This window comes from Aeromonas sobria (genome assembly GCF_050266975.1).
Classification (GTDB): domain Bacteria; phylum Pseudomonadota; class Gammaproteobacteria; order Enterobacterales; family Aeromonadaceae; genus Aeromonas; species Aeromonas sobria_B.
Map to the genome: position 1 here is coordinate 1 of NZ_JBKISU010000035.1, position 24,959 is coordinate 24,959.

A 24,959-nucleotide genomic window follows, 5' to 3' on the forward strand; every position below is an offset into this window, starting at 1 on the left:
GTCCGCCGCTCGCCGGCAAAAGTAGCAAGCTACTTTCCCGCTGCCGCTCGACTTGCATGTGTTAGGCCTGCCGCCAGCGTTCAATCTGAGCCATGATCAAACTCTTCAATTTAAGTTTGGTTTGCGTCGCGCCATTACCGAAGTAACGACATTCAGCGGCTCAATGAATTGCTGAAATAAACTGTGACAACCGAAGTTGTCTTGGTCACTTCACCAGACATTGAAAATCAAAAATTGTTTTTGATGTTCGATGCTGTGAGTGCCCACACAGATTGCTTGATTCAAATTGTTAAAGAGCAGGGTTTGAAACTATAACCCTCACTGGGTTGCTTTGCAAGCCAGACCAGACGCGCACTGCGCCGTGCTGATGGGGTCGCATTATAGGGAGCCGGAGTGTGATGGCAAGCATAAATTGCATGTTTATTTGATAAATCACAACACCGTTTGAATATTGAACAGATTTTGATGAGATCTGCCGCAACAAGATCCATTGGAGCCTTTAACCAACGCTTCCTGGTCTGACCCCTCGCCGAAATGGTGGCTGTCGAGATCAGAGCGGCATCCTGTTCACGTTCCTGGCAGATGCAAAGAAGGGCCCCTGGAGGCCCTTCTTTGCATGACAGCGTGCGTTAGATGGAGAAACTGGAGCCACAACCACAGGTGGTGGTGGCATTCGGGTTCGTCACCAGGAAACGCGATCCCTCCAGGCCCTCGCTGTAGTCGACGCTGCCGCCGACCAGATACTGCAGGCTCATGGGATCGATCACCATGGTGACGCCGTTCTTCTCCACCACGGTGTCGCCTTCATTGATCTTCTCATCGAAGGTAAAACCATATTGGAAGCCAGAGCAGCCACCGCCCGTGATATATACCCGCAACTTGAGTTCGGGGTTTTCCTCTTCGGTGATCAGGGTCTTCACCTTCTTTGCCGCCGCATCCGTCATCTGGATTGGCAACGGGGCTTCTGCTACTGCATTCATTACTGACCTCACAACCATGACATCCACAAACATGGAAACCGCGAAATTATCCAATACCCGACCATTTAGTTCAAGTATTCACCAAGCCAACCTCACCGGGCTGGATGGTGGTCGCCCCTGCCGGGGTCTGCTCGCTCGGGGTACCCAATAGGGGTTTGAGCACCTGGCTCCATTCTACCAGCAGCTCCTGCTCGGGCTGACGGCCGTTTTTTCCTATGGTGATCCGCACCCGATCCGGGACGAATCCTTCCGGCAGCTGCCAATCCCCTTCCAGCAGCTGAAAGTAGCGCAGGGAGTAGCGTCCCGCCCCCGCCTTCATCTGCAGATCCCGCTCCGCCAGACTCCTGGGCTGACCATCCTGGCTGCCTTCTATCCGTATCTGGACCTGGCCGCGAAACAGCTCCCGCTGCTTGGCGGGCTGGGTCAGTGCCAGGCGGTAGTGGTAACGGTTGACCACGTTGCTCTCTTGCACCGTCAGATTGTCGATGACCACGCCGTTCTGCTCCCCTTGCGGGCGCATGATCCGTTCGAAGAAGGCCAGCTGACGTTTCAGCTCCTGGGTTTGTGTCTCCTGGGATTTGAGCAGTTGCTGCAGTTGTTCGAAGGCCGCCTGCTGGGTGGCGAGCCGGGTCTCCTTGATCCCGAGTTCGGATTCGAGCCTGGCGATGGCCTCGGTCTGGCGCGCCAGGGTCTGCTGTTGTACCTCGAGCAGGCTGCTCTGGGCCAGCTCCTGGCGATTGCCGAGAAGATATCCGCCCAACAATCCGAGGACAAGCGTCCCAAGCAGTAGCCACTTCTGTCTCATGGGCATATCACCTCGTCTGGCACTCCTCTGTTCTGACTATATATGAGCATCGATCGCAACAGTCAGGCCGTCTTGCTGTTGTCGGCGAGACGCAGCCGCTCTGCCATGCGCAGGGTGCGCTCCAGGATCTGGGAATAGAGAGGGCGCCCCCCCAGCCATTGCGCCACTATGGTCGCCCCTATGGTGGTGATCATCATGGGCAAGATGAGTTGATAGTTGTCGGTCATCTCGGTGACCAGCACTATCCCGGTCACGGGGGCGCGCACGGTCGCCGCGAACAGGGCCCCCATGCCGGCGACGGCGAAGGCCCCCGGCTCTATGCCAAGCTCGGGAAAGGCGGCATGAAAGAGGTAACCAAAGACCAGTCCGAACAGGGTACCCAGCGCCAGGGTCGGGGCGAACACCCCTCCCGGCGCCCCCGAGCAGAAGCAGACCAGGGTCGTCACCAGCCGCACCGAAAAGATGAGAAACAGGGTGGCCATCGCATACTCGCCATCCATCAAGCGAGGGATCAGCTCGATGCCTCCGCCCGTCACCGAAGGGACGAAGAGCGACAGCACGCCGAAGGTGCCCGCCACCAGCATGCCGATGGCCACGAAACGGTGGCGCTTGTTCTGATGCAGGGCCAGATAGCCATCCTGACAGGCCAGCACCAGCTTGTTGAAGACGAAACCCAGTACCCCGAACGCCGCCCCCATAAAGAGGAAGAGCCAGAGAGCCTTGAGGGCCGGGGCATCATAGTGAGGCAGGGCAATGACGGGGTGCTGTCCCTTCATGTTTTGCAAGGTAAGGGTCGCCATCACGGCCGAGATGGCGACCGCCTTGATGGCGAGGAAGGAATAACGAAACTGGGGACGCATCTCTTCCATTACGAACAGTATGCCGGCGAGCGGCGCATTGAAGGCCGCCGCCAGCCCCCCGGCGGCCCCGGCGGCCAGCAGGGCATGACCATGCTCCTTGGGCAGCCGGAAGAGATCGGCCACCATCTTGCCGACATTGCCGCCGATCTGGACCGAGGGCCCCTCGCGACCGAGCACCATACCGGAGCTCAGGGTGCAGATACCTCCGAAGAACTTGACCGGCAGCACCCGCCACCATCGCACCGGCCGCAGATCCTCCATGGCGCCCTCAATCTCGGGAATGCCGGATCCTCCAGCCTCGGGAGCGAAGGCGTGGGTCAGAAAATAGCCCACCATGCCGAGCAGGGCGCTGATGGCGAACCCCATCAGCAGCAGCTGCCACCAGGGACGATCCGCCAGCAGCAGACCACGCTGCGCTATCACCCAGCTGACTCCGGATTCAAACAGTCCGCACACCAGGCCCGCCAGGATGCCGACGATGGCGGCGAGCAGCAGCACCCAGAGCGGCATCTTGTCCTGTTGAATGAGCCGCCGAACCAGTCGATGGTGAGAGCCTGCCGGTACCGGAGCAGATGAAAAGAGGCTGTCTTGCGCCATGAGAAAACCCGTTGCCTACGGTTGGATAAGACCCGGCCTGCTGCCCACCAGAGGGCTTTCTGCTATAGTCGGCCCGTTTAAATGTCACTGGGCACCTGAGTGCGCCGGGTTGCGAGAAGCATGAGCATACCCTGTCGAGGCGCGACTGCCGAGCCTGGATCCGCCTCGTCCCCCTGCAGTGACGGTCAAAATCCCATTAAGGATGATCCATGTCAAAATCAGATCAGCTGTTTGAACAGGCCTGCCAGACCATTCCCGGCGGCGTCAACTCACCGGTACGCGCCTTCAACGGCGTGGGCGGCACCCCCCTCTTCATCGAGCGCGCAGACGGCGCCTATCTCTATGATGTGGATGGCAAATCCTATGTCGATTACATAGGCTCCTGGGGCCCCATGCTGCTGGGTCACAATCATCCGACCATCAAGGCCGCCGTCATTGCCGCGGTCGAGAAGGGGCTCAGCTACGGTGCCCCCACCGAGATCGAAGTGCGGATGGCCCAGAAGGTGCGCGAGCTGGTGCCTTCCATGGAGCAGGTACGCATGGTCAACTCGGGCACGGAGGCGACCATGAGCGCCATCCGTCTGGCCCGTGGCTATACCGGTCGCGACAAGATAGTGAAGTTCGAAGGCTGCTACCACGGTCATGCCGACTCCCTGCTGGTCAAGGCCGGCTCCGGCGCCCTCACCCTGGGCCAGCCCAACAGCCCGGGCGTCCCCGCCGATTTCGCCAAGCACACTCTCACCTGCGTCTACAACGATCTGGACTCGGTACGGGACGCCTTCGCCCAGTATGGCGACGAGATCGCCTGCATCATCGTCGAGCCGGTGGCGGGCAACATGAACTGCATTCCGCCCCTGCCCGGCTTCCTGCAAGGACTGCGCGCCATCTGCGACGAGTTTGGCGCCCTGCTGATCCTCGATGAGGTGATGACTGGATTTCGTGTCGCCCTCGGCGGCGCCCAGGCCCACTACGGGGTGGATCCCGACCTGACCACCCTCGGCAAGATCATCGGCGCCGGCATGCCGGTAGGTGCCTTCGGTGGCAAGAAGAAGGTGATGCAGCACATAGCGCCGACCGGCCCCGTCTATCAGGCCGGCACCCTCTCGGGCAACCCGGTCGCCATGGCCGCCGGGCTCGCCATGCTGGATCTGCTGCAAGCCCCCGGCCTGCACCAGCAGCTGGCCGAGAAGACCGCCGCCGTCGCCGAAGGGCTCAAGGCCGCAGCAGCCAAACACGGCATCCCCCTCGCCATCACCTATGTGGGGGGCATGTTCGGCTTCTTCTTCACCGACGAGGTCGAGATCAGCCGCTTTGATCAGGTCAAGCGCTGCGACATGGCGCGCTTCAAGCGCTTCTATCACCTCATGCTGGAAGAGGGGGTCTACCTGGCGCCGAGCGCCTACGAGGCCGGTTTCCTCTCCCTGGCCCACGGCGAGCAGGAGATAGCCCATACCCTGGCGGCGGCGGATCGCTGCTTCGCCAGGCTGGCTCAGGCCTGAGCCGCACCGAACTCTGCATAAAAAGGGGCCATTCGGCCCTTTTTTCAATCCGAGCCGAGCGCACGCCCGGGCCCACCTCCCCTGCCCTTCTTTGCACCAAACTGGTGCCAACGCTGCACCTTGCCCCACATTGCCCCAGGATCCCATCACCCAGCCGCCACACAGGCGTCATGTCGGACCATCAATATGGGCCCGTAACTTGCAGTCTCGGTGCAAGACCCCGTTTCTCGACAACCCTCAGGAGGTTCCCATGGCCAATATGAGCCCCATCGACCTCATTCGCCGCTATCAGGAGTACGAGCCCGAGCTGCACCTGCTGATGCTCGGCCTGCTCCAGCACCCGGACAAGACGCTGGCACGCTACCCCTTCGTGCTCACCACGGCCCGCCAGGCGGGGCCCGTCACCATACTGCCCCCCTACCCCACCGCCCAGGGAGCGCTGCACCTTCAGGTGCAGGGGGAAGGGCGCCTCATCACCCTCGACCTGCAGGAGCTGATCGCCTGGCTGATGGGGGACAAACAGCGCCGCAAGCTCACCCCCTGGTTCAAGCTGGTCTATGTGCTGCTCAGCGTGGCGCTGTTTCTCATCGTCGCCAGCCTGATCTGGCATGGCCTGCACGAGCTCTACCTGCTCGCCTGTGGCGAGAGCCGCAACCGGCTCGGCGCCTTCAGCGCCATCATCTTCCTGACCCTGGCGCTGGCGGTGTTCGATCTGGGCAAGACCATACTGGAAGAGGAGGTGCTGCTTCATAAGGACATCTTTCGCCACAGCGCCATCCGCCGCACCATCACCCGCTTCATCGCCGCCATCCTGATCGCCGTCTCCATCGAGGGGCTGTTGCTGCTGTTCAAGGGCTCCCTCGGCCAGACCGAGCTGCTCTGGCCCGCGGTGGGGGTGATGGCCTGCGCCGTGGGCCTGCTGGTGGGGCTGGGCCTCTATGTCTTCCTCGGCGCCCGGGCGGAGGCGGCCCTGGTCCAGGCGAGCCTGCGCCCGACCCAGCCAGACAAGTAAGCCATGACACCACGTGAAGATGGGCCCGGAGAGGAGCCCGTTCTGCGGCTCACTCAATGCCTGCAGCAAGAGGGGAAGAAGCCGAACGACTCTGCTATTACTTGTGATCGGGGGCCCGTCCCTCGCCTCATCGACTCACCCCTGGTCATTTCGCGACGACCACTGTTGCCGATGAGCCCAAGCCCAAAGCGAGCCGGTGCATGCCGGCTCGCTTTTTCATTGCGCCAGACGACCCGCATTCCGCCAAAAGCCTGCCGTGGGCAGAAAAAACCCCGGCACAAGGCCGGGGCTAAGGAGGCATCCTGTTCACTTATTGCGTGGTGATCTGGACTGCCGCATCCGCACTGACGGTACTGCCCTCCTCGTCGGCAAATTCAATGATCACCGCATCGCCACTGACGATATTGGCGATGAAGGTATTGAACTGCTCCGGGGTATAGACCTGGGCAAACTCGACGCTGAAGGCACAGCTGAACTCAGCATCCGGCGCCAGAGTCAGGCTATAGGCAGGTTCCGGGCAAGCCCCCGGAGTGAAGACTCCAAACTCTCCACCAGCATTTCTGATGAGGAAGCCGGTCGCCCCGATGAAGGTACCATCGTCCACCGTCACGCCCAGCAGTTTGAGGGAGGTCAGGTGAATGTCTTCGAAGGTGGTATTTTTCACCTTGATGAAGACAGTGGCCGTCAGGGCGAAATCGGTCGCCATGGTGGGGAACACATTCTGGAAGTTGACCGTGGCCATGTCCTGGTTGGAGGTCACCTCCGTACCATTGGGGGCCATTGCCTTGACCTGGGCCGTATTGACCAGGGTCGCCTCACCGGTGGCATTGCCGGTGACATCGGCCACCAGTGTGCACTGATAAGGCGTCCCAAAGGCGACCACAACGGTGAAGTCACACTCATCACTGCGCTGGGTCGCCGACGGGCTGGCACGCGCGCTGGCAAACAGCACATCATCGCTGAACTCACTGAGGGTCAAATCCTCCTGGGTCAGGTCGTTGCTATTGGTGATGGTGAAGCGATAGACCACCTGACCACCCGGCTCGCTGACATTGGCCTCTTCGCCAAACCCGGCCACGGCATCGAGATCCCCGCCCGTGAAGGCTGCGACCTCCTTGACCAGGACGATGGAGGGGGTCGCCAGGGTGATCGCCGCCATGGCGCTGTCTCCAGCCGGCCGATCCTCGTTATCCTTGCCTGCCACCGTCACAGTGTTGGCATAGGTTTCCCCCTGTCCGATCGAGACATTGGTCACGTACTGGCAGACGAAGCTGCCCCCCTTGGCGAGGGTCATGCCATTGCCATCGCTACAGGCAGGGGTGCCCGAACCATCGGCCAGCAGATCCGCGATCGCCGTGTCCACCAGAGAGCTCAGCAGGACGGCATCGACCGGGCTGTTGTTGCTGATGACTACCTCATAGGTCACATTTCCCGGCTCATCGATAAACCAGGCGCCGCCAACCTGGCGCAGGCCCGGGCCCGTCATGGGCTGCTTGGTGATGGCCAGGACAGGATCCACATTGAGCATCTTGACGGTGACCACATTGGAGCAATTGCCGCTGTCGTTGTCCGGGTCTCCATCGGTCGGGTCGCACTGACTGTTGCCGATGGGGTTTCCCTTGACGTCCTCGGTCATGGCCCGGACAAAGTCCTGATAGAGTTCGGGCGAGCCATCATCGGGCAAGTCCTCATCTTTCACCTGCATCACCAGCACGCACGACAGGCTGGGGGATGCGGTAGTGAGCGTCTGAGGCAGACTCAGATGATCATCACAGCTGTTGTCAGGATGGGTGCCAAGCAGTGTCAGGTTGCCCGCGGTCACATCACTGGCGCTACTCAGATCGAAGTCCGCGAAGACCCCTGCATCCGTGCTGGAGCGCACTATGTCACGCAGGCCGGTCACCACCAGATCCGCAGGCCCAGCGTCCTTGGTCATGGTCAGCTGGTACTTGAAGCTACCCTCGGGCTCACTCGCCTGATCTGATCCTATCAAGACCTTGCTGATGGTGGGGGGCTTGGGCTTGATGAAGACGGCGATGTTGAAGGTGTCACAGTTGCATTTCGACTTGTTGTTGGGCACCTGGCCCACCACGGGATCCGCCGCCAGCGTACAGTTGTTGCGGGAGATGTTGTCCCAGGCCGCGCAATAGCTGAAATCGGCCCTGTTGTCCCCGTCCGCATCCACGCACTGCATGGTGATGGGCTCGTTTTGCAGGACATAGAGGCCATTGGTCAGCTCCGCCTTCTTGATATCCCCGCACTGGTCACCATCGAGTTGGGAAGCCCCCTCCTCACCCGGTTTGGGGATGACCAGGCTGCAATTTTGGGCATTGGCTCCCTGTACCAGCTGTGGGCTCATGCCATTGAGGGGCAGATAGAAGGTGGTATCCCAACGCTCGGAAGCATTGGCACTGACGGTCACATTCGCGTTGAAGGTGAATACCTCGCCCAGGGTACACTCCTGGGTCGGGTTGGTCGGGACCACCTGGGTGATAGCCACATCGTTTGCCGTACAGTTCAGGGATTCGCCAATGACATTGGACATTCCCTTCCCTCCTGCCTTGATATAGGCATCGGCCATACACACCTGTTGATTGAGATTGACCCCTGCCGCCATGACATCGGCATCACTGTTGACCCAGATATTGGCAGTGGCGGGATGACACATGAGCAGGGCTGCGGCACAGGCGGTCCGCAATGGGGTGAACGATTGGGTTAGACCCTTCATAACTCGATCCTTGGACAACTGTCTGCACCAAGCGCATGAGGGTACATAGACAATGGGCTCCCCGACCTTGACCGGGAGAGCAGCGTTATGACAGGCGATCGTCATTGACCACCTTGAGGCCCTGCCGATGCAGAACCTGGAGTCGGGGTAACCACCTTTGCGACAGTGCCGATGCCAGACTCAACTGCCGAGCCTGAACTCGACGTCTTTAGGACTCTAGGTCAGGATGGAGAGGCCACCAGTCAACACTGAGACCGCCTGAGTCCCCACAGCATCTAATGCACTGATAAGAGGAGAATTAAACTGGTTACAATATTTATTCATTAACTTTACAACCAATATAATCAAAAATATCAGCCGCTTATCTCAATCCTCTATTGATTTTTAGCACAATTAGCCTCGACCACTGCAACCGCCTGGGCATTCACCCGTGGCATCAGGGAATGAATCGCCAGGAAACTCTCGAAGGCGGAGCTGGCGGCGACCCGATTGACCAGCCAACCCGGCAGCTGGCCCCCGGGATGGGTGTAGGTTTCGAGGCGAATGAGGCTCTCCCCCGCCCCGAGCGGCGTCGCCTGCCACAGCCCCTGGCTCGCGCGGATCCGCATCAGTCCCGGGGTCGGAGGCAGCGCATCGGCGTCGGCCCAGACCCGCAGGCGCAAGCCGCAACCGGGCAGCCACTCGAGGCGGGAGCGGGTGATGAGCTCCCTGTCTCTTGCAGGCCAGGGCGCCGCCAACCGGATGTAGACCAGATCCTCCAAGGGCGTCGGCCTGGCGAGCAGTCGCACCTCCCGGCTGCCCGGCAACCACTGGCTGTGACGGCTCGTGTCCCGCAGCACCGCCAGCAGGGCGGCAGGCCTTGCCGCTACCCGCATCTCCAGCCTGAGGGCCTGGAAGGGGCCGGGGGGATGGGCTCTGGCCCAGAGCCGGACAGGGCCCTGCTCCCGCACCAGCGCCCAGTCGGGGGCGGCCCAGGCCCCGGGGCCTGGCAGCAGGCTCAGCAGCAGCCAGCCCAGGGAGCCCGCACCTCGCCTCAAGATCCCTCTTGTCATTCGCGTCTCCTGATCCGGTATCGCCCCTGGGGCGGGTTCATCGCCCGGCTCTGCCGGCCCTCGCCGGCCGGGGTCATCCCTGGTCGCAAATGGGGGTTGAGTGCGCCGCGCTGGCGCCGCCCCCCCCCTCGCTGGCGCGCCTGTCACCAGGGCGCTATGGGTCGCTCAATGCGCTTTATATGCCGCTCAGGGCTGCTCCACCAGTTCGAGGGGCAGGCCGTCTGGATCGGCGAAGAAGGTGAAACGGCAGCCGGTCAGCTCATCGACCCGGACTGGCTCCACCGCGATGCCGTGAGCCTCGAGGTGGGCCAGCACGGGCGCCAGGGCCGGCACCCGGAACGCCAGATGGCGCAGACCGCATGCCTCTGGCCGGTTCGGCCGCGCCGGGGGGGACGGGAAGCTGAACAGCTCTATCTGGCTGCCATCTGGCAGGGCCAGATCCAGCTTCCAGGATTGCCGTGCCTCGCGCAGGGTCTCGTTGATGATGGGCAGTCCCAGCACCTCGTGATAGAAGCGCCGGGAGATTTGATAGTCGCTGGCGATGATGGCCAGATGGTGGATACCGCCAAGCAGGGATGAACCCATGAAGACTCCTACAAAAATGGGCTGCCGCCGCAGCCCATCACAGGTTAGTTGAAGAAACCGCTGAACCACTGATCCAGGGCGCTGTCCGGGCTGCCACCACAACTGGCGGGGGCCGGCAGGCTGGCCAGCTTGGCCGGTACCTGCAGGCTGCCGGGGCAGTTGGCCGAGACCCGGGTGCCGCTGGCGCGGGCGAAGCTGGCCCAGCTCACCCCCTTGGGCATGTTGAGGGTCAGGCTGTTGACCCCCCGCTGACCCAGGTAGCCGCTGAACAGCTGGAGCGCACCGCTGGAACCGGTCAGACCCGCCGGGGTGTTGTCATCCCGACCGACCCAGACGCTGACCAGCTCGCTGTTGTCCATGCCGGCGAACCAGGAGTCCCGCAGCTCGTTGGTGGTGCCCGTCTTGCCCGCCATGGTGATGCCCGGGAAGCGGGCGGTGAGGGAGCGCGCCGTGCCCTCGCTCACCGTCTTGGTCATGGCGAACAGGGTCAGCCAGCTGGCATCCTGATCCGCGACCCGCTTGGCGCTCTGATCATGCTGATACACCAGCTTGCCATCCCCTCCCACCACGGCGCGAATGGCCGACAGCGGCTGAGTCAGGCCCTGGTTGGCGATGGGCAGATACATCTGGTTCACCTCCATGGGCGAGAGCGCCACCGCCCCCAGCACCAGGGAGGGATAGGGCTGGATCTCCTGCTCGACCCCCAGCTTGTGCAGGGTATCGACCACCTTGTCCAGTCCCACCTGCAAGCCCAGGTTGACCGTGGGCACGTTGAGGGAGTGGGCCAGCGCCTCCATCAGGGGCACGCTCTGGCGGAACTTGCGGTCATAGTTCTGGGGTGTCCACAGCTGGCCATCCTTGCCGCGAATGCGGATGGGCTGATCCTTGAGCGGCGTGCCCAGGGTCAGGCCGCTGGAGAGACCGGTGAGATAGACGGCCGGCTTGACCAGGGAGCCTATCTGACGACGGGCATCCAGGGCACGGTTGAAGCCGGCGTAGCGGGGATCCCGTCCCCCCACCAGGGCGACCACCTCCCCCTTGCGCCAGTCGGAGACCACCATGGCCGCCTCCAGCTTCTTCTTGCCCCGCTGCTTCTCTATGGTGGCCAGACCCGACTCCACCGCCTGCTCGGCGGCGTGCTGGGCGATGGGATCCAGGCTGGTGAAGATCTTGAGGCCGGACTGGCTGAGCAGATCCCCGCCGAAGCGACTCTGCACCTCGCGCTTGAGCAGGTTCATGAAGGCCGGGGTGCGGCCATAGCTCATCTTGCCCCGGGTGATGATGCCGAGCGGCTGCTTGCTGGCAAGCTGGTACTCGGGCTGGGTCAGGCTGCCGTGATCCGCCAGCAGTTTGAGCACCAGATCCCGGCGCGCCTTGGCCCGCTCCGGATAGCGCCAGGGATCGTAATAGGAAGGCCCCTTCACCAGCCCCACCAGCAGGGCGACCTGATCGATCTCCAGCTCGTTGACCGGCACCCCGAAATAGAAGTAGGAGGCCAGCCCGAAGCCGTAGACCCCTTGCGAGAAGTTTTGCCCCAGATAGACCTCGTTGAGGTAGGCCTCCAGGATCTCGTCCTTGCTGTAGCGGTAGTCAATCAGCACCGCCATGTAGGCCTCCTGCAGCTTGCGCCACAGGCTGCGCTCCCGGGTCAGGAAGAAGTTCTTGGCCAGCTGCTGGGTGAGGGTACTGCCCCCCTGCACCGTGCGGCCCGCCAGCAGGTTGGCCGCCATGGCGCGCATGATGGCCACAGGGCTCACCCCCCCGTGCTGATAGAAGTCTCTGTCTTCCGTGGTGAGCAGGGTGATGAGCAGGCTGTCGGGCACCTCCGCCAGGCGCACCAGCAGGCGATCCTCCCGCCCTTCGGGATTGAGCCTGTCCAGCAGCACGGGGTCCATCTGGGCATACCCCAGCTGACGCTGGTTCTCCATGGACTGGATCTTGTCCAGCCGGGGTCCGTTGAAGGAGAGGCGCATGGCGCGCGCCTTGTCGGCGCCGTCATAGAAGTCGAACGGCCGGCGCACCAGCTCTATGGTATTGCCCTCCACCCTGTATTCGCCCGGGGTATGGGGCTGGCGCACCGGCTTGTAGCTCAGCATCTTGAGCTCGCGCAGCATCTGATCCCGCGACAGTCGCTGCCCCGGGTAGAGCTCCAGCGGGCGGCTGTAGACCATGACCGGCAGTTGCCACTTCTCGCCGTCGAAGCGCTCGCGCACCTTGGTATCCAGATAGATGCCAAAGACCACCAGGAAGGCGGCAACCACCAGGGAGAGCTTGAAGCCAAGCCAGAACAGCGTGCGCCAGAGGGTGCGTTTGGGCGCCGCCTTCTTCGGGGTGCGCTTGCGTCGTTGGGTTGCCATGGTTCCTCTTCTCTATGTCGTTATGTCGCCGTTGCCGACGGAGTAAACGGTCGGTCATGTCGCCGACCGGGCCTGAGCCGGCCTGGATGCCGGGCTCACCTCTTGTTCTGTTGTCGCTCGCCGGGGGCTTGTCCCGGCGCTGGGATGGGTGCCCGCACTGCGGCGGTCCATCCTCTTGCGGCTCACGGCCCCGCCGGGCCTTTCTGGTGCTCTGGCTGTGCTGGCTAGAGCCCCATCTTTTTCTTGGTCACCCGGGTCGGCATGGCCTCAAGCGGGTTGTCAGGCCAGTAGTGGCGGGGATAGCGCCCCTTCATCTCCTTCTTCACCTGCTCGTAGGAGCCCGCCCAGAAGGCGCCGAGATCGGCGGTGATCTGCAACGGCCGCTGGGCCGGGGAGAGCAGCTCCACCACCAGGGCCACCCGGCCATCGGCCACGCAGGGCGTGCTGGCCTGACCGAACATCTCCTGGATCCGCACCGGGATCACCGGGGCCTGGCCCGGCTGATAGCGGATCCGCACCCGGCTGCCGGTGGGGGCGGAGAAGTGGCTCGGCAGCGCCTCGTCCAGCCGCCTGGGCAAGGGCCAGGGCAGGGACTGGCGCAGCAGCTCGGAGAGGTTGAGCCTCTTGAGCTGCTCCAGCCGGGTCATGCCGCTCAGGGCCGGCAGCAGCCACTCCTCGAGGCGCGCCAGCAGACTCTCGTCGTCCATGGCGGGCCAGCCCTCGTCCGGCAGCCAGTCGGCCGCGCAGCGCAACCGGGCCAGCAGCCCCTCGCTGCCCTCGTCCCAGGGCAGCACGTGCAGCCCCTTGCGACGAATGCCCTGCAACAGGCAGCGCCCCTTCTGCTCGTCCGACAGATCCTCCAGCGGCCGCTGGCCGAGCACCAGTTCGCCTATCACCTGCTGGCGCTCGGCCCGCACCCGCTCCTCCCGCTCGTCCCAGTCGAACCACTGGCGCTCCCTCACCAGCTCGGGCAGCTGACGCACCAGCTCGTCCAGTTCGACCGGCTCGGCGATGAAGATGCGGCTGCCGCGATCATTTTGCCCCATCTCGACGGCGACCAACCCCTGGGCGCCCTGACAGGGATGACCTTCTACCAGATCGCAGCTCACCCCACCACTGAGTTGATAACGATGGCCGCTGCGCAGCTTGCCTATTCGGTCCGGCCAGGCGAGGGCGCAGAGCAGGCCGAGCCACTGGCCCTGGGGACCGGGCTGCGCGGCGCCAGCCCTGAGCCCGAGGCGTTCGAACCAGCGGGCCGCCCCCTGGCGCAGGGCGCCCTGACGGCGATGAAACAGCACGCCGAGGCGCTCGGATCCTCGCAGATCTTCTTCCAGCAGCGCCACCAGATAGGCGGCATCGGCGACAATCCCTGTCAGACCCTCCCCCTCCAGCTCCCGGGCCCGCAGCAACAGGCGAGCCAGACGAGGATGGGTTCCCAGGGCCGCCATGGCCCTGCCCTCAGGGGTCAGCTGTTGCTCACTCCCCGGCGCCATGGCCCCCAGGGTCACCAGCAGCCGCCGGGCGCTGGCCAGGGCCGCCGCCGGGGGCTGGTCCAGCAACGGCAGACTCTCCACCCTGGCGCCCCACTGGGCGGCATCGAGCAGCAGACCGGTCAGCTCCTGGGTCAGGATATCGGGGGGGCTCTGCTCGGGGAGGCGCTCCTGCACCTCGCCGCTCCAGAGCCGGTAGCAGACCCCGGGACCGAGGCGACCGGCCCGGCCTGCCCGCTGGGTAGCGGATGCCTTGGCGATCTGGCGGGTCTCCAGCCGGGTGACGCCGCTTCTCAAGTCGAAGCTGGCGCGCCGCTCCAGCCCGCTGTCGATGACCATGCCGATCCCCTCTATGGTGAGGGAGGTCTCCGCCACATTGGTGGTGAGCACCAGCTTGCGCCGGCCGGCCGGCGCCGGGGCGATGGCGGCCTGCTGCGCCGCCATGTCGAGGCGGCCATAGAGGGGGGCGAGGCGCACATCGTCCGGCAGCCGCCCCTCCAGCCACTGGGCGAGCCGCTCTATCTCCCCCTGACCCGGCAGAAACACCAGGGCGCTGCCCGGCCGGACCGCCAGCGCCTCCAACACCACGGCGCCCACCTGGGGCTCCAGCCACTGCTGGCGATTGGCGGGACGATAGTGGTACTCGATGGGGAAGCTGCGCCCCTCGGCGCGAATGACGGGGGCATCCGGCAACAGCTGCTCGAGGGCCATGCCCTCCAGGGTGGCGGACATGATCAGCAACCTGAGGTCCTCCCTCAGCCCCTGCTGGCTCTCGATGGCGAAGGCCAGGGCGGTGTCGGCATGCAGGCTGCGCTCATGGAATTCGTCGAAGATGACGAGGGACACGCCGGTCAGCTCGGGGTCTTGCTGCAACATCCGGGTCAGCACCCCCTCGGTCACGATTTCGAGCCGGGTGGCCGCACTGGTGCGGCTCTCCCCCCGCACCCGCAGCCCGATGCGCTCCCCCACCTTCTCCCCGAGCTGGCGCGCCAGGAAGCTGGCGATATTGCGCGCCGCGAGGCGCCTGGGCTCGAGCATGATAATGCGCCCGGGCAGCCGCTGCTGGCGCACCAGCTCCAGGGGCAGCAGGGTCGACTTGCCCGCACCAGGGGGCGCCTGCAGGATCACGCTGTTCCCCGCCTCCAGGGCGGCGAACAGATCGGGCAACACGGCAACTATGGGTAATGGGGACAAAGCGGCGAAAACCTTCTGCAACTGGCTTAAAAACGCCGCCTATTCTGCCATAGAATGGGGCCCTGGCATCAGCGTGAACCCAAATGCATGTCCCGACTCTTTTTTGCCCTGCCCCTCGACGAGATCAGTTTGCCCCTCGTCACCTGGCGCGACCGGCACCCCTGGCCAGGCCAGGGGGTGCCCCAGGCCAATCTGCACCTCACCCTGGCCTTCCTCGGCGAGGCCAGCGAACAGCAGCGCCAGCAGCTGCTCGCGGCGGGGGCGCGCCAGCACTGCCCGCCCCTGACCATCGCCCTGGATCGCACAGGCTGGTTTCCCCGGGCCAAGGCGGCCTGGGTCGGCCCGCGGGCCTGGCCCAACGAGCTGACCGTGCTGGCGAGGGCGCTGCGCCGCCACGGCGAGCGCATCGGCCTTGGCAATGGCGAGCAGGGTTATACCCCCCATGTCACCCTGTCGCGCAAGGCAGGGGAGGCCCCCGCCACCCCGGCCCCCGACTTTCTCTGGCAGGCCACCCGGTTCTGCCTCTATCAATCCACCTCGACCCCGGATGGGGTCCGCTACGAGCCTCTGGCCTGCTGGCCCCTGCGACCACGAGTAAAAAACACAGATGGAATTTGATCCCCCCCTGCAATCCGGTCTGCTGCTGCGCCGCTACAAGCGCTTCCTCACCGACATACAGCTCGATGATGGCCAGGCGCTCACCATTCACTGCGCCAACACCGGCGCCATGACAGGGTGCGCCGACTCGGGCACCCGGGTCTGGTACTCCACCTCGAGCAACCCCAAGCGCAAGCTGCCCCACAGCTGGGAGATAGCCCAGAGCCCGGCCGGTCACCTCATCTGCGTCAACACGGCCCGGGCCAACATGCTGACCCGGGAACTGCTCGAGCGAGACGCCCTCGCCCCCCTCTCCGGCTATGACACCCTCAAGGCCGAGGTGAAGTATGGCGAGGAGAACAGCCGCATCGACTTCCTGCTGCAGGGCCAGGGCCGGGCGGATTGCTATATAGAGGTGAAGTCGGTGACCCTGCTCGACGAGCGGGAGGGGGTCGGCCTTGGCTACTTCCCCGATGCGGTGACGGCACGGGGCGCCAAGCACCTGCGCGAGCTGATGTCCATGAAGGCGGCGGGCCACAGGGCCGTGCTGCTGTTCATGGTGCTGCACACGGGTATCATTCGGGTTCGCCCGGCAGCCTGGATAGATCCGCACTATAGTCAGCTTGTTGAGCAGGCTCGGTTGGCAGGGGTTGAAATTTTATGCTACCGCCCCCATCTAGGGGTGCAGCGCATGGAACCTGATGGATTTATTCCGTTTGAATCTGGTTTGTGCGACCCGAGTGTGGCTGATAAAAGTGGGATTGGATAACATATTTGGCACTGCTCGTTTGCCTAGCCGTTACCCTTCTGCTATAGATACCGCCCTCAATTTATGGATGGCACGATTGCGTGCTGAATTAGGAGACAGGGCATGCCAACAGGCGAAATCAGGAAATCTCTGGGCCCCCTGGCCATTGCGGGAGTTGCGCCTTACCAGGAGAAGCCGGGTGAGGAGTACATGAATGACCAACAGAAGGCTCATTTCCGCAAGATCCTGGGGGCCTGGCGCAATCAATTGATGCAGGAAGTAGACCGCACCGTCGATCACATGAAGGATGAGGCTGCCAACTTCCCGGATCCCGTGGACCGCGCCGCACAGGAAGAGGAATTTGCCCTCGAACTGCGCACCCGCGATCGTGAGCGCAAGCTGATCAAGAAGATCGAGAAGACCTTGCTGCTGCTGGACGATGACGACTTCGGTTATTGCGAACACTGCGGCATCGAGATCGGCATCCGCCGCCTCGAGGCACGTCCTACCGCCGATCTGTGCGTGGACTGCAAGACGCTGGCCGAGATCAAAGAGAAACAGATGGCGGGTTGATCCCCCGTTTGCACCGTCCGGGCCCTCGCCCGGCTGGAATAGAAAAGGGAGCACACTGCTCCCTTTTTTATTGAGCTTTTACCGCCCCGGCGCGAGAATGGCGCCTCCATGCCTACCTCGTCTCTGCCGTCATGCCCCTGAATCCAGCCATCTGTGCCCCCTATGTGGGACGCTTCGCCCCCTCCCCGTCCGGTCCGCTCCATTTTGGCTCCCTGGTCGCGGCGCTGGGCAGCTTCCTGCAGGCCCGATCCCGGGGAGGACGCTGGCTGGTGCGCATCGAAGATCTGGATCCGCCACGGGAGATGGCCGGGGCGGCCAGCCTGATCCTGCAAGCTCTGGTGGCTTACGGACTCGAGTGGGATGGCGAGGTGGTGTACCAGAGCCGGCGCCATGGCCGCTACGACGAGATCATCGAGCGGCTCTATCGGGACGGGGATCTCTACTGGTGTCGCTGCACCCGGCGCGAGATAGCGGCTAGGGGCGGCCTCTACAACGGCCATTGCCGCGAGCTGGGGCTGGCCCCCCAGGGTTGCGCCGCCCGCATCCGCCAGCGCCACCCCGTCTACGGCTTCGAGGATGGCCTGCTCGGCCCCATCCAGGTGACCCCGGCCCTGGCTGAGGAGGACTTCATCATCCGCCGCCGGGACGGACTCTACGCCTACAACCTGGCGGTGGTGGTGGACGACATGGATGCGGGCATCACCGAGATAGTGCGCGGTGCCGACCTGCTCGAGCCCACGGTGCGCCAGATCGCCCTCTACCGGGCCCTCGGCGCCGAGGTGCCCGCCTGGGTACATCTGCCGCTGGCGGTGCTGGGGGATGGCAACAAGCTGTCCAAGCAGAACCATGCCCCGGCCCTGTGCCTGAACGAGGTGAGACCCACTCTGATCCAGGCCTTGCGCTTTCTCGGCCAGCAGCCGCCCGAGGTGCTGGCCGCCGGCTCGGTCCCTGAGATCATCGCCTGGGCCATCGCTCACTGGCGGCTGGATCGGGTGCCGAAAACGCTACAACCGGCGCCGGAAACTTGACCCCGGACCGCACGGTTTTTCATTTGGTCAAGGCTGAGCTATGATAGGCCGCTATTTTTCGGCCTTCCGTCAAGCTGTACTATGATAGGCCGCTGTTTTCGAGTCGGCCTCCCGTCAAGCTGCGCTAGGATAGGCCGCTATTTGCAAATTGGCCTTCCGTCAAGCTGAGCTATGACAGGCCGCTATTTTCAAGTTGGCCTTCCGTCAATCTGAAGTCATGAAGAGGTGTACCATTTTTTCCCAGATCGCAAACTTTTGCCGCAAGGTGCTCGGCAAGGAAGAGGGCGAAGAGTCTATCGCGACTCAAGAGCCTGTCCAGACTGCCGCCCAGCCGAGCGTCGGACCAAGACGCACGCTGAGCCGTGACCAGCACCCCATCTCGCGCAAAGAGATCAGTGAGAATGCCCTCAAGGTCCTCTATCGCCTCAACAAGGGCGGCTATGACGCCTATCTGGTCGGCGGAGGTGTCCGGGACATTCTGCTCGGCAGGACGCCAAAGGATTTTGACATCGCCACCAACGCCACCCCGGAGCAGATCAAGGCGCTGTTCAGCAACTGCCGCCTCATCGGTCGCCGCTTCCGCCTGGCCCACATCGTGTTCGGTCGCGACGTGATCGAGGTGGCCACCTTCCGCGGCCACCATCATCAGGTCAACAACAGCCGCCATCTCTCGGCCCAGAGCGATGAAGGCATGCTGCTGCGCGACAACGTCTACGGCACCATCGAAGAGGATGCCGAGCGCCGCGACTTCACCGTCAATGCCCTCTACTACAGTGCCAAGGATTTCACCCTGCACGATTTCGAGGGGGGCATCGAGGATCTGGCCGAGCGCAAACTGGAGCTGATCGGCGACCCCGAGACCCGCTATCGGGAAGACCCGGTGCGCATGCTGCGCGCCGTGCGCTTCGCCGCCAAGCTGGACATGCACATCAGCCCGCGTACCGCCGCCCCCATCAAGGAGCTGGCGCCGCTGCTGCAAGACATTCCGGCGGCCCGCCTGTTCGAGGAGACCCTCAAGCTGTTCCTGGCCGGCGATGGCCTGGCCACCTACAAGCTGCTGCGGGAATACGGTCTGTTCCAACAACTCTTCCCCCAGGTAGCCGCCCTGTTTACCCCCCACGGCAACTCGCCGTTCGAGCAGTTCATCGAACATGCCCTGACGGATACCGATACCCGGGTACGTGAAGAGAAGCGGGTCACCCCCGCCTTCCTCTACGCCTCCCTGCTGTGGGGCTGTGTCGAGGCCCGGGCACGGGTGCTGGAGAACGAGAGCGGCCTGCCCTGGCATGATGCCTTCATGCTGGCCATCAACGAGGTGCTCGACGCCCAGGTGCGGATCATCGCCGTGCCGCGCCGCTTCACCACGGATGTGCGCGACATCTGGGCCCTGCAGAGTCGCTTGACTCGCCGTCAGGGTCGCCACCCGGAGCGGGCCATGGAGCATCCCAAGTTCCGCGCCGCCTTCGACTTTCTGTTGCTGCGCAACCGGGTCGAACGGGGCCTGGGCGAGCTGGCCAGCTGGTGGGAGCGCTACCTGGAGTCCAACCCGGACGTGCGCCCGCAGCTGCAACGGGAAGCGACCCGCAGCAGCGATCGCCCGAGCGCGGACAAGCCCCAGGGCGAGAAGCGCAGCGGCAACGGCCGCAACCGTCGCCGTCCCCGTCGCCGCAAGCCCAAAGCGGCAGAATGATGACCGAGGTCTATGTTGCCATCGGCTCCAACCTGGCCGACCCCCTCGGCCAGGCGTGCCGCGCCGTCAGCGCACTGGCGGCCCTGCCCGAGAGCACCTTGCAACAGGCCTCCTCTTTTTACAGCAGCCGTCCCATGGGGCCTGCCGATCAGCCGGACTACGTCAATGCCGTGGTGCGTCTGACAACCCGGCTCGCGCCCCTGGCCTTGCTGGATCAACTGCAAAGCATCGAGCTGGAACAAGGACGTGTGCGCAAGGAAGAGAGATGGGGGCCGAGGAGCCTGGATCTGGATCTGCTGCTCTATGGGGCCGAGTCCATCCAGAGCGAACGCCTGACCGTCCCCCACTACGGCATGAAGGAGCGGGAGTTCGTGCTGCTGCCCCTGGCCGAGATTGCGCCCGCTCTGGTGCTGCCCTGCGGCACCCCGCTCAACGACCTGGTAGCCCGCTGCCCGCGCAATGATCTCGCCATCATAGCCCCGGCAGCCCACCCCTAGGAGCCATCCAAGTGAGCAAGATCACCACCGCCAGCCTGCTGAAGATGAAGCAGGACGGTCATAAAATCACCGCCATCACCGCCTACGATGCCACCTTCGCCAAGCTGTTCGACGACGAGGGCGCCCAGGTGCTGCTCATCGGCGATTCCCTCGGCATGGTATTGCAGGGGGGCAGCGACACCCTCGGCGTCACCATGGATGACATGGTCTACCACACCCGCTGCGTGGCCCGCGGCGCCGACAAGGCGCTGGTGGTGGCCGACCTGCCCTTCATGAGCTATGCCACGCCGGAACAGACCTATGGCAATGCCGCCCGCCTGATGGCCGCCGGTGCCCGCATGGTGAAGATGGAAGGGGGCGACTGGCTGTGCGAGAGCATCCGTCACCTCACCCGCAACGGCGTGCCTGTCTGTGGCCACCTGGGGCTGACCCCGCAATCCGTCCACGTGTTTGGCGGCTTCAAGGTGCAGGGCCGTGACGAGTTCCACGCCCAGGAGATCTACCGCCAGGCCCTCTGCCTGCAAGAAGCGGGCATCCAGTTGTTGGTGCTCGAATGCGTACCGGTCGCCCTGGCCGAGCGCATCACCAAGGCGCTGCGCATCCCGGTGATCGGCATAGGCGCGGGCCCGGCCACCGACGGCCAGATCCTGGTGATGCACGACGCCTTCGGCATCACCTCCGGCTATGTGCCCAAGTTCACCAAGAACTTCCTGGCCGAGACCGGTGACATGCACGCCGCCGTGCGCCTCTACATCCAGCAGGTGAGCGAGGGTACCTTCCCGGGCCCCGAGCACTGCTTCAACTGAGCCTGACCCTGTCGAGATGGGGGCCATGCCCCCATCTCCCATCGTCTGCCAGACCGATTTATCCCTCTCTTGTTTGATTCCTCTGAAGGTGAACCGCCGATGTTGGTCGTGAACAACCCCCTCCCCCTGCGTGAACAGATAGGCCAGTGGCGCCGCGAAGGGCGCGCCATCGCATTCGTCCCCACCATGGGCAACCTGCATCAGGGCCATCTGACCCTGGTCGATGAGGCCCGCCGCCACGGTGACAAGGTGGTGGTCAGCATCTTCGTCAACCCCATGCAGTTCGACAAGGCCGAGGATCTCGCCAACTATCCCCGTACCCTGGCGCAGGATTGCGCCGCCCTCGAGGCCGCCGGGGTGGATCTGGTGTTCACCCCGACCCCGGAGATCATGTATCCAGAGGGACTCGCCAGCCAGACCTTCGTCGAGGTGCCCGGTATCTCTTCCCTGCTGGAAGGGGCCCTGCGCCCGGGTCACTTTCGCGGCGTCAGTACCGTGGTCACCAAGCTGTTCAACCTGGTGCAACCGGATGTGGCCTGCTTCGGCCAGAAGGATTACCAGCAGCTGGCCCTCATCCGCAAGATGGTGGCCGACATGGCCATGCCCATCGCGATCATCGGCGTGCCCACGGTGCGGGCCGAGGACGGGCTGGCGCTGTCGTCGCGCAACGGCTACCTGACCGCCGCCGAGCGGGCCCTGGCCCCCGAGCTTGCGCGCACCATGCACTGGATAGCCGAGCAGATAACCGGGGGCAACCGGGATCTGGCCGCCCTGGTCGCCACCGCCAGCGCCCGTCTCGACGGGGCCGGGCTCAGGACCGACGCCATCGACATCGTCGATGCCGACACCCTCGAAGCAGCCAGCGCCACCAGCCAGCGGCTGGTGATCCTGATGGCGGCCTTCCTCGGCAAGGCCCGCCTTATCGACAACTGCGTCGTCCCCCTCACTCACCCCTGATCAGGAGAATCCCGTGTCCAAGAAGGTCTATTGCATCGCCCAGTTCCTGCCCAAGCCGGGCCAGGAGCAGGCCCTGTTCGCCGTGCTCCAGGGGCTGGAGCCCAACACCCTGCGCGAAGATGGCTGCCTGCAATACAGAGTCACCCGCCATATCCCGAGCCCCTTCGCCGAGGGGGAGAGCTTCCCCATCGTCTTCAACGAGATCTGGCAAGACATGGCCAGCTTCGAGGCCCACTGCCAGCGCGCCGAGATCAAGGCCTTCTTCGAGCGCTACTGCCTCGCCGACGATGGCCTGGCCGCCAAGTGGAACGTCTGTATCTACAGCGACGAGCCGGCGGACTATGACGCCCCTGCCCTTTGAGGCAGACCATCAACACATAAAAAAGGCGCCTTTCGGCGCCTTTTTTATGGTGGTCACTCAGTGACGCAGCCCGGTTCCCCGGGAGATCAGCCACCAGGCCAGACCGTAGAGGGCGACGATGAAGCCGATGATGATGAGGTAGGCGGTGCCGAGCGGCACGTCGGAGATGCCGAGGAAGCCGTAGCGGAACGCGTTCACCATGTAGATGATGGGGTTCACCTGGGAGACCCCCTGCCAGAACGGCGGCAGCAGACTGATGGAGTAGAAGACCCCGCCCAGATAGGTGAGCGGCGTCAGGATGAAGGTCGGGATGATGCTGATGTCATCGAACGACTTCGCGAACACGGCGTTGATCAGCCCCCCCAGGGAGAACAGGATGGAGGTGAGCAGCACGGTGAAGCAGACGCTGAACAGATGGTGGATCTGCAACGGCACGAAGAAGAGCGACACCAGGGTGACGATGAGGCCGACACACAGACCCCGGGCCACGCCGCCGCCCACATAGCCGGCGATGATGATGTAGTTGGGCACGGGGGCCACCAGCAGCTCCTCCACGTTGCGCTGGAACTTGGCGCTGTAGAAGGAGGAGGCGACGTTGGAGTAGGAGTTGGTGATGACCGACATCATGATGAGGCCGGGCACGATGAACTCCATGTAGCTGAAGCCCCCCATGTCGCCGATGCGCGAGCCGATGAGGTTGCCGAAGATGACGAAATAGAGGCTCATGGTGATGGCCGGCGGCACCAGGGTCTGGATCCAGATCCGGGTGAAGCGGCTCACTTCCTTGGCCAGGATACTCTTGAAGGCGATGTAATAGGTCATGGGATTCATGCTTTGCGTCCCTCCTCTACCAGGTTGACGAACAGCTCTTCCAGCCGGTTTGCCTTGTTGCGCATGCTCAGCACCTTCACCCCCTGGGCGGAGAGCTGCTCGAACAGGCTGTTGAGGGACTGGCTCTTGTCCAGCTCCACCTCCAGGGTATGTTCATCCTGCATGCGGCCGTTGAACTCGGGCAGGGTCGGCACCTGGCTGCCAGGCACCAGATCCAGCAGGAAGGTTTCGCGTCCCAGCTTGCCCAGCAGGTTCTTCATGCTGGTGTGCTCGATGAGGCGCCCCTTGTCGATGATGCCGATGTTGCGGCACAGCATCTCGGCCTCTTCCAGATAATGGGTGGTGAGTATGATGGTGACCCCCTGCTCGTTGAGATCCTTGAGGAAACTCCACATGGAGCGGCGGATCTCGATGTCCACCCCGGCGGTCGGTTCGTCCAGGATCAGCAGCTTGGGTTCGTGCATCAGGGCGCGGGCTATCATCAGCCGGCGCTTCATGCCCCCCGACAGGGTGCGGGCCGCCATGTCGCGCTTGTCCCACAGGTCGAGCTGGCGCAGGTATTTTTCGGCGCGCACCTTGGCCTCGGCCCTCGGCACCCCATAGAAACCGGCTTGGTGGGTGACTATCTGGCTCACCTTCTCGAACTGGCTGAAGTTGAACTCCTGGGGCACCAGGCCGAGCTGGGCCTTGGCCAGCTCCAGATCGGTGTCGATGTCGTGGCCGAATACCTTGACCTTGCCGGCGCTCTTGTTGACCAGAGAGCTGATCACGCCGATGGTGGTGGACTTGCCCGCCCCGTTTGGCCCAAGCAATGCGAAGAAGTCCCCCTGCTTGACGGTGAGATCTATGCCTTTAAGGGCTTCGACGCCCCCCTGATAGGTCTTTCTCAGTCCGCTGATTTCCAGTGCGTTCATGACATCCCCTGATGGCGAAGTGCCATCTCGAATCTATGAGACAGAAAAGGCGGCCTAGGCCGCCTGCAGGCATGAGCAATGTGGCGACATTACTCCTGCGGTACCACCTTGCCGATGAAGGGCAGGTTACGATACTTCTGGGCGTAATCGATGCCGCAGCCTACCACGAATTCGTCGGGAATGGAGAAGCCGATCCAGTCCACCGGCACGTGCACCTCGCGGCGGGACGGTTTGTCCAGCAGGGTGCAGATGGCCAGGGATTTGGGCTCGCGCAGGGAGAGGATCTCGCGCACCTTGTTGAGGGTGTAACCGGTGTCGATGATGTCTTCGACGATCACCACGTCCTTGCCCTTGATGTCGTCATCCAGGTCTTTGAGGATGCGCACATCCCGGGTGCTGTGCATGCCGGAGCCGTAACTGGATGCGGTCATGAAGTCCAGGGTGATGGGCAGCTGGCACTGACGGCACAGATCCGCCAGGAAGACACAGGAGCCGCGCAAGAGGCCAATCATCACCACCTCATCCGAACCCTGATAACGGGCGGTGATCTCTTCACCCAGCTTGGCAATCCGGGCGGCCACCTCGGCCTCGGACATCATCACCTCGACGTTGTGTTTCATCACATACTCCATTGGAATCAGCACTGGCTGACTCTTCATTGATTTCAAAACCCTTGATTCTACCACCCCAGACGGGGGTCGTCAGGCATACGTGATGCTTTTATCGGCTTATTTAAATTGTTAGAGTTAGCACGCCCCCGGGCATTATCGGTGACCATACTATAAACACCATAATCAA

General features: G+C 63.4%; 22 protein-coding genes and 1 rRNA gene. 11 read left to right on the forward strand and 12 right to left on the reverse strand.

The features are described 5' to 3' along the window. The 4 genes from ACLHZ1_RS17390 to clcA form a co-directional block, all read right to left on the reverse strand. Positions 1–112: ribosomal RNA gene (locus tag ACLHZ1_RS17390) — 16S ribosomal RNA — on the reverse strand; the annotation flags it as partial. Positions 113–629: 517 nt separating this feature from the next. After that, positions 630–980, reverse strand: coding sequence for an iron-sulfur cluster insertion protein ErpA (gene erpA, locus ACLHZ1_RS17395; protein ID WP_427263078.1), 351 nt, complete (start codon positions 978–980; stop codon positions 630–632). A 70-nt stretch (positions 981–1,050) separates the two neighbouring features. Next, the gene (locus ACLHZ1_RS17400; protein ID WP_427263079.1) at positions 1,051–1,791 is read right to left on the reverse strand and encodes a DUF6776 family protein; all 741 of its coding nucleotides are present in this window, start codon (positions 1,789–1,791) and stop codon (positions 1,051–1,053) included. 56 nt (positions 1,792–1,847) lie between these two features. Then, positions 1,848–3,242 carry a H(+)/Cl(-) exchange transporter ClcA gene (gene clcA / locus ACLHZ1_RS17405; RefSeq protein WP_427263080.1) on the reverse strand — a complete coding sequence of 465 codons (1,395 nt, stop codon included), beginning with the start codon at positions 3,240–3,242 and terminating at the stop codon, positions 1,848–1,850. A 209-nt stretch (positions 3,243–3,451) separates the two neighbouring features. Between clcA and hemL the strand changes: the two genes are divergently transcribed. Both hemL and ACLHZ1_RS17415 read left to right on the forward strand, forming a co-directional pair. Then, a complete protein-coding gene (hemL, locus tag ACLHZ1_RS17410) occupies positions 3,452–4,741 on the forward strand; it encodes a glutamate-1-semialdehyde 2,1-aminomutase (protein WP_427263081.1) in 1,290 nt (429 codons plus the stop codon). A gap of 250 nt (positions 4,742–4,991) precedes the next feature. Beyond that, the gene (locus ACLHZ1_RS17415; RefSeq protein WP_427263082.1) at positions 4,992–5,753 is read left to right on the forward strand and encodes a hypothetical protein; all 762 of its coding nucleotides are present in this window, start codon (positions 4,992–4,994) and stop codon (positions 5,751–5,753) included. A gap of 310 nt (positions 5,754–6,063) precedes the next feature. Here the strand turns inward: ACLHZ1_RS17415 and ACLHZ1_RS17420 are convergent, their stop codons facing one another. From ACLHZ1_RS17420 to hrpB, 5 genes are all read right to left on the reverse strand, one after another. Beyond that, positions 6,064–8,481 carry a hypothetical protein gene (locus ACLHZ1_RS17420; RefSeq protein WP_427263083.1) on the reverse strand — a complete coding sequence of 806 codons (2,418 nt, stop codon included), beginning with the start codon at positions 8,479–8,481 and terminating at the stop codon, positions 6,064–6,066. 374 nt (positions 8,482–8,855) lie between these two features. Then, a complete protein-coding gene (locus ACLHZ1_RS17425) occupies positions 8,856–9,533 on the reverse strand; it encodes an START domain-containing protein (RefSeq protein WP_427263084.1) in 678 nt (225 codons plus the stop codon). A 186-nt stretch (positions 9,534–9,719) separates the two neighbouring features. Beyond that, the gene (gloA2, locus tag ACLHZ1_RS17430) at positions 9,720–10,118 is read right to left on the reverse strand and encodes an SMU1112c/YaeR family gloxylase I-like metalloprotein (protein ID WP_427263085.1); all 399 of its coding nucleotides are present in this window, start codon (positions 10,116–10,118) and stop codon (positions 9,720–9,722) included. 44 nt (positions 10,119–10,162) lie between these two features. Further along, the gene (gene mrcB, locus ACLHZ1_RS17435; RefSeq protein WP_427263086.1) at positions 10,163–12,475 is read right to left on the reverse strand and encodes a penicillin-binding protein 1B; all 2,313 of its coding nucleotides are present in this window, start codon (positions 12,473–12,475) and stop codon (positions 10,163–10,165) included. Positions 12,476–12,699: 224 nt separating this feature from the next. Further along, positions 12,700–15,159 carry an ATP-dependent helicase HrpB gene (gene hrpB, locus ACLHZ1_RS17440; protein ID WP_427263087.1) on the reverse strand — a complete coding sequence of 820 codons (2,460 nt, stop codon included), beginning with the start codon at positions 15,157–15,159 and terminating at the stop codon, positions 12,700–12,702. A gap of 87 nt (positions 15,160–15,246) precedes the next feature. Between hrpB and thpR the strand changes: the two genes are divergently transcribed. The 9 genes from thpR (at position 15,247) to ACLHZ1_RS17485 (ending at position 22,416) form a co-directional block, all read left to right on the forward strand. Next, positions 15,247–15,777 (forward strand): RNA 2',3'-cyclic phosphodiesterase, encoded by a 531-nt coding sequence (gene thpR, locus ACLHZ1_RS17445; RefSeq protein WP_427263088.1) that lies wholly within the window; start codon positions 15,247–15,249, stop codon positions 15,775–15,777. Next, positions 15,767–16,525: a DNA/RNA nuclease SfsA gene (gene sfsA / locus ACLHZ1_RS17450; protein ID WP_427263089.1), complete on the forward strand. Its 759-nt coding sequence runs from the start codon at positions 15,767–15,769 to the stop codon at positions 16,523–16,525. The genes thpR and sfsA overlap by 11 nt, the downstream gene beginning before the upstream one ends. 102 nt (positions 16,526–16,627) lie before the next feature. Beyond that, on the forward strand, positions 16,628–17,077 hold the full coding sequence (dksA, locus tag ACLHZ1_RS17455; protein WP_041994763.1) for an RNA polymerase-binding protein DksA: 450 nt from the start codon (positions 16,628–16,630) through the stop codon (positions 17,075–17,077). A gap of 131 nt (positions 17,078–17,208) precedes the next feature. Further along, positions 17,209–18,105, forward strand: coding sequence for a tRNA glutamyl-Q(34) synthetase GluQRS (gluQRS, locus tag ACLHZ1_RS17460; protein ID WP_427263090.1), 897 nt, complete (start codon positions 17,209–17,211; stop codon positions 18,103–18,105). Positions 18,106–18,322: 217 nt separating this feature from the next. Beyond that, the gene (gene pcnB / locus ACLHZ1_RS17465) at positions 18,323–19,795 is read left to right on the forward strand and encodes a polynucleotide adenylyltransferase PcnB (RefSeq protein WP_427263091.1); all 1,473 of its coding nucleotides are present in this window, start codon (positions 18,323–18,325) and stop codon (positions 19,793–19,795) included. Then, entirely contained in the window at positions 19,795–20,292 is a 498-nt protein-coding gene (gene folK / locus ACLHZ1_RS17470; RefSeq protein WP_427263120.1) for a 2-amino-4-hydroxy-6-hydroxymethyldihydropteridine diphosphokinase, read from the forward strand. Before pcnB ends, folK begins: the two co-directional genes overlap by 1 nt. Positions 20,293–20,303: 11 nt before the next feature. Further along, positions 20,304–21,098 carry a 3-methyl-2-oxobutanoate hydroxymethyltransferase gene (gene panB / locus ACLHZ1_RS17475; protein ID WP_427263092.1) on the forward strand — a complete coding sequence of 265 codons (795 nt, stop codon included), beginning with the start codon at positions 20,304–20,306 and terminating at the stop codon, positions 21,096–21,098. 99 nt (positions 21,099–21,197) lie between these two features. Next, positions 21,198–22,055, forward strand: a complete 858-nt coding sequence (panC, locus tag ACLHZ1_RS17480) for a pantoate--beta-alanine ligase (protein WP_427263093.1) — start codon at positions 21,198–21,200, stop codon at positions 22,053–22,055. Positions 22,056–22,068: 13 nt separating this feature from the next. Then, positions 22,069–22,416: a putative quinol monooxygenase gene (locus tag ACLHZ1_RS17485; RefSeq protein WP_427263094.1), complete on the forward strand. Its 348-nt coding sequence runs from the start codon at positions 22,069–22,071 to the stop codon at positions 22,414–22,416. Between the two features lie 57 nt (positions 22,417–22,473). On the opposite strand, the gene ACLHZ1_RS17490 is transcribed toward ACLHZ1_RS17485, so the two are convergent. The 3 genes from ACLHZ1_RS17490 to hpt all read right to left on the reverse strand — a co-directional run bounded on the left by ACLHZ1_RS17490 (position 22,474) and on the right by hpt (position 24,781). Beyond that, a complete protein-coding gene (locus tag ACLHZ1_RS17490) occupies positions 22,474–23,247 on the reverse strand; it encodes an ABC transporter permease (protein WP_139745436.1) in 774 nt (257 codons plus the stop codon). Next, a complete protein-coding gene (locus ACLHZ1_RS17495) occupies positions 23,244–24,161 on the reverse strand; it encodes an ABC transporter ATP-binding protein (protein ID WP_427263095.1) in 918 nt (305 codons plus the stop codon). The genes ACLHZ1_RS17490 and ACLHZ1_RS17495 overlap by 4 nt, the downstream gene beginning before the upstream one ends. Positions 24,162–24,250: 89 nt before the next feature. Then, positions 24,251–24,781, reverse strand: a complete 531-nt coding sequence (gene hpt / locus ACLHZ1_RS17500) for a hypoxanthine phosphoribosyltransferase (RefSeq protein ID WP_408818974.1) — start codon at positions 24,779–24,781, stop codon at positions 24,251–24,253. Positions 24,782–24,959 lie beyond the last annotated feature (178 nt).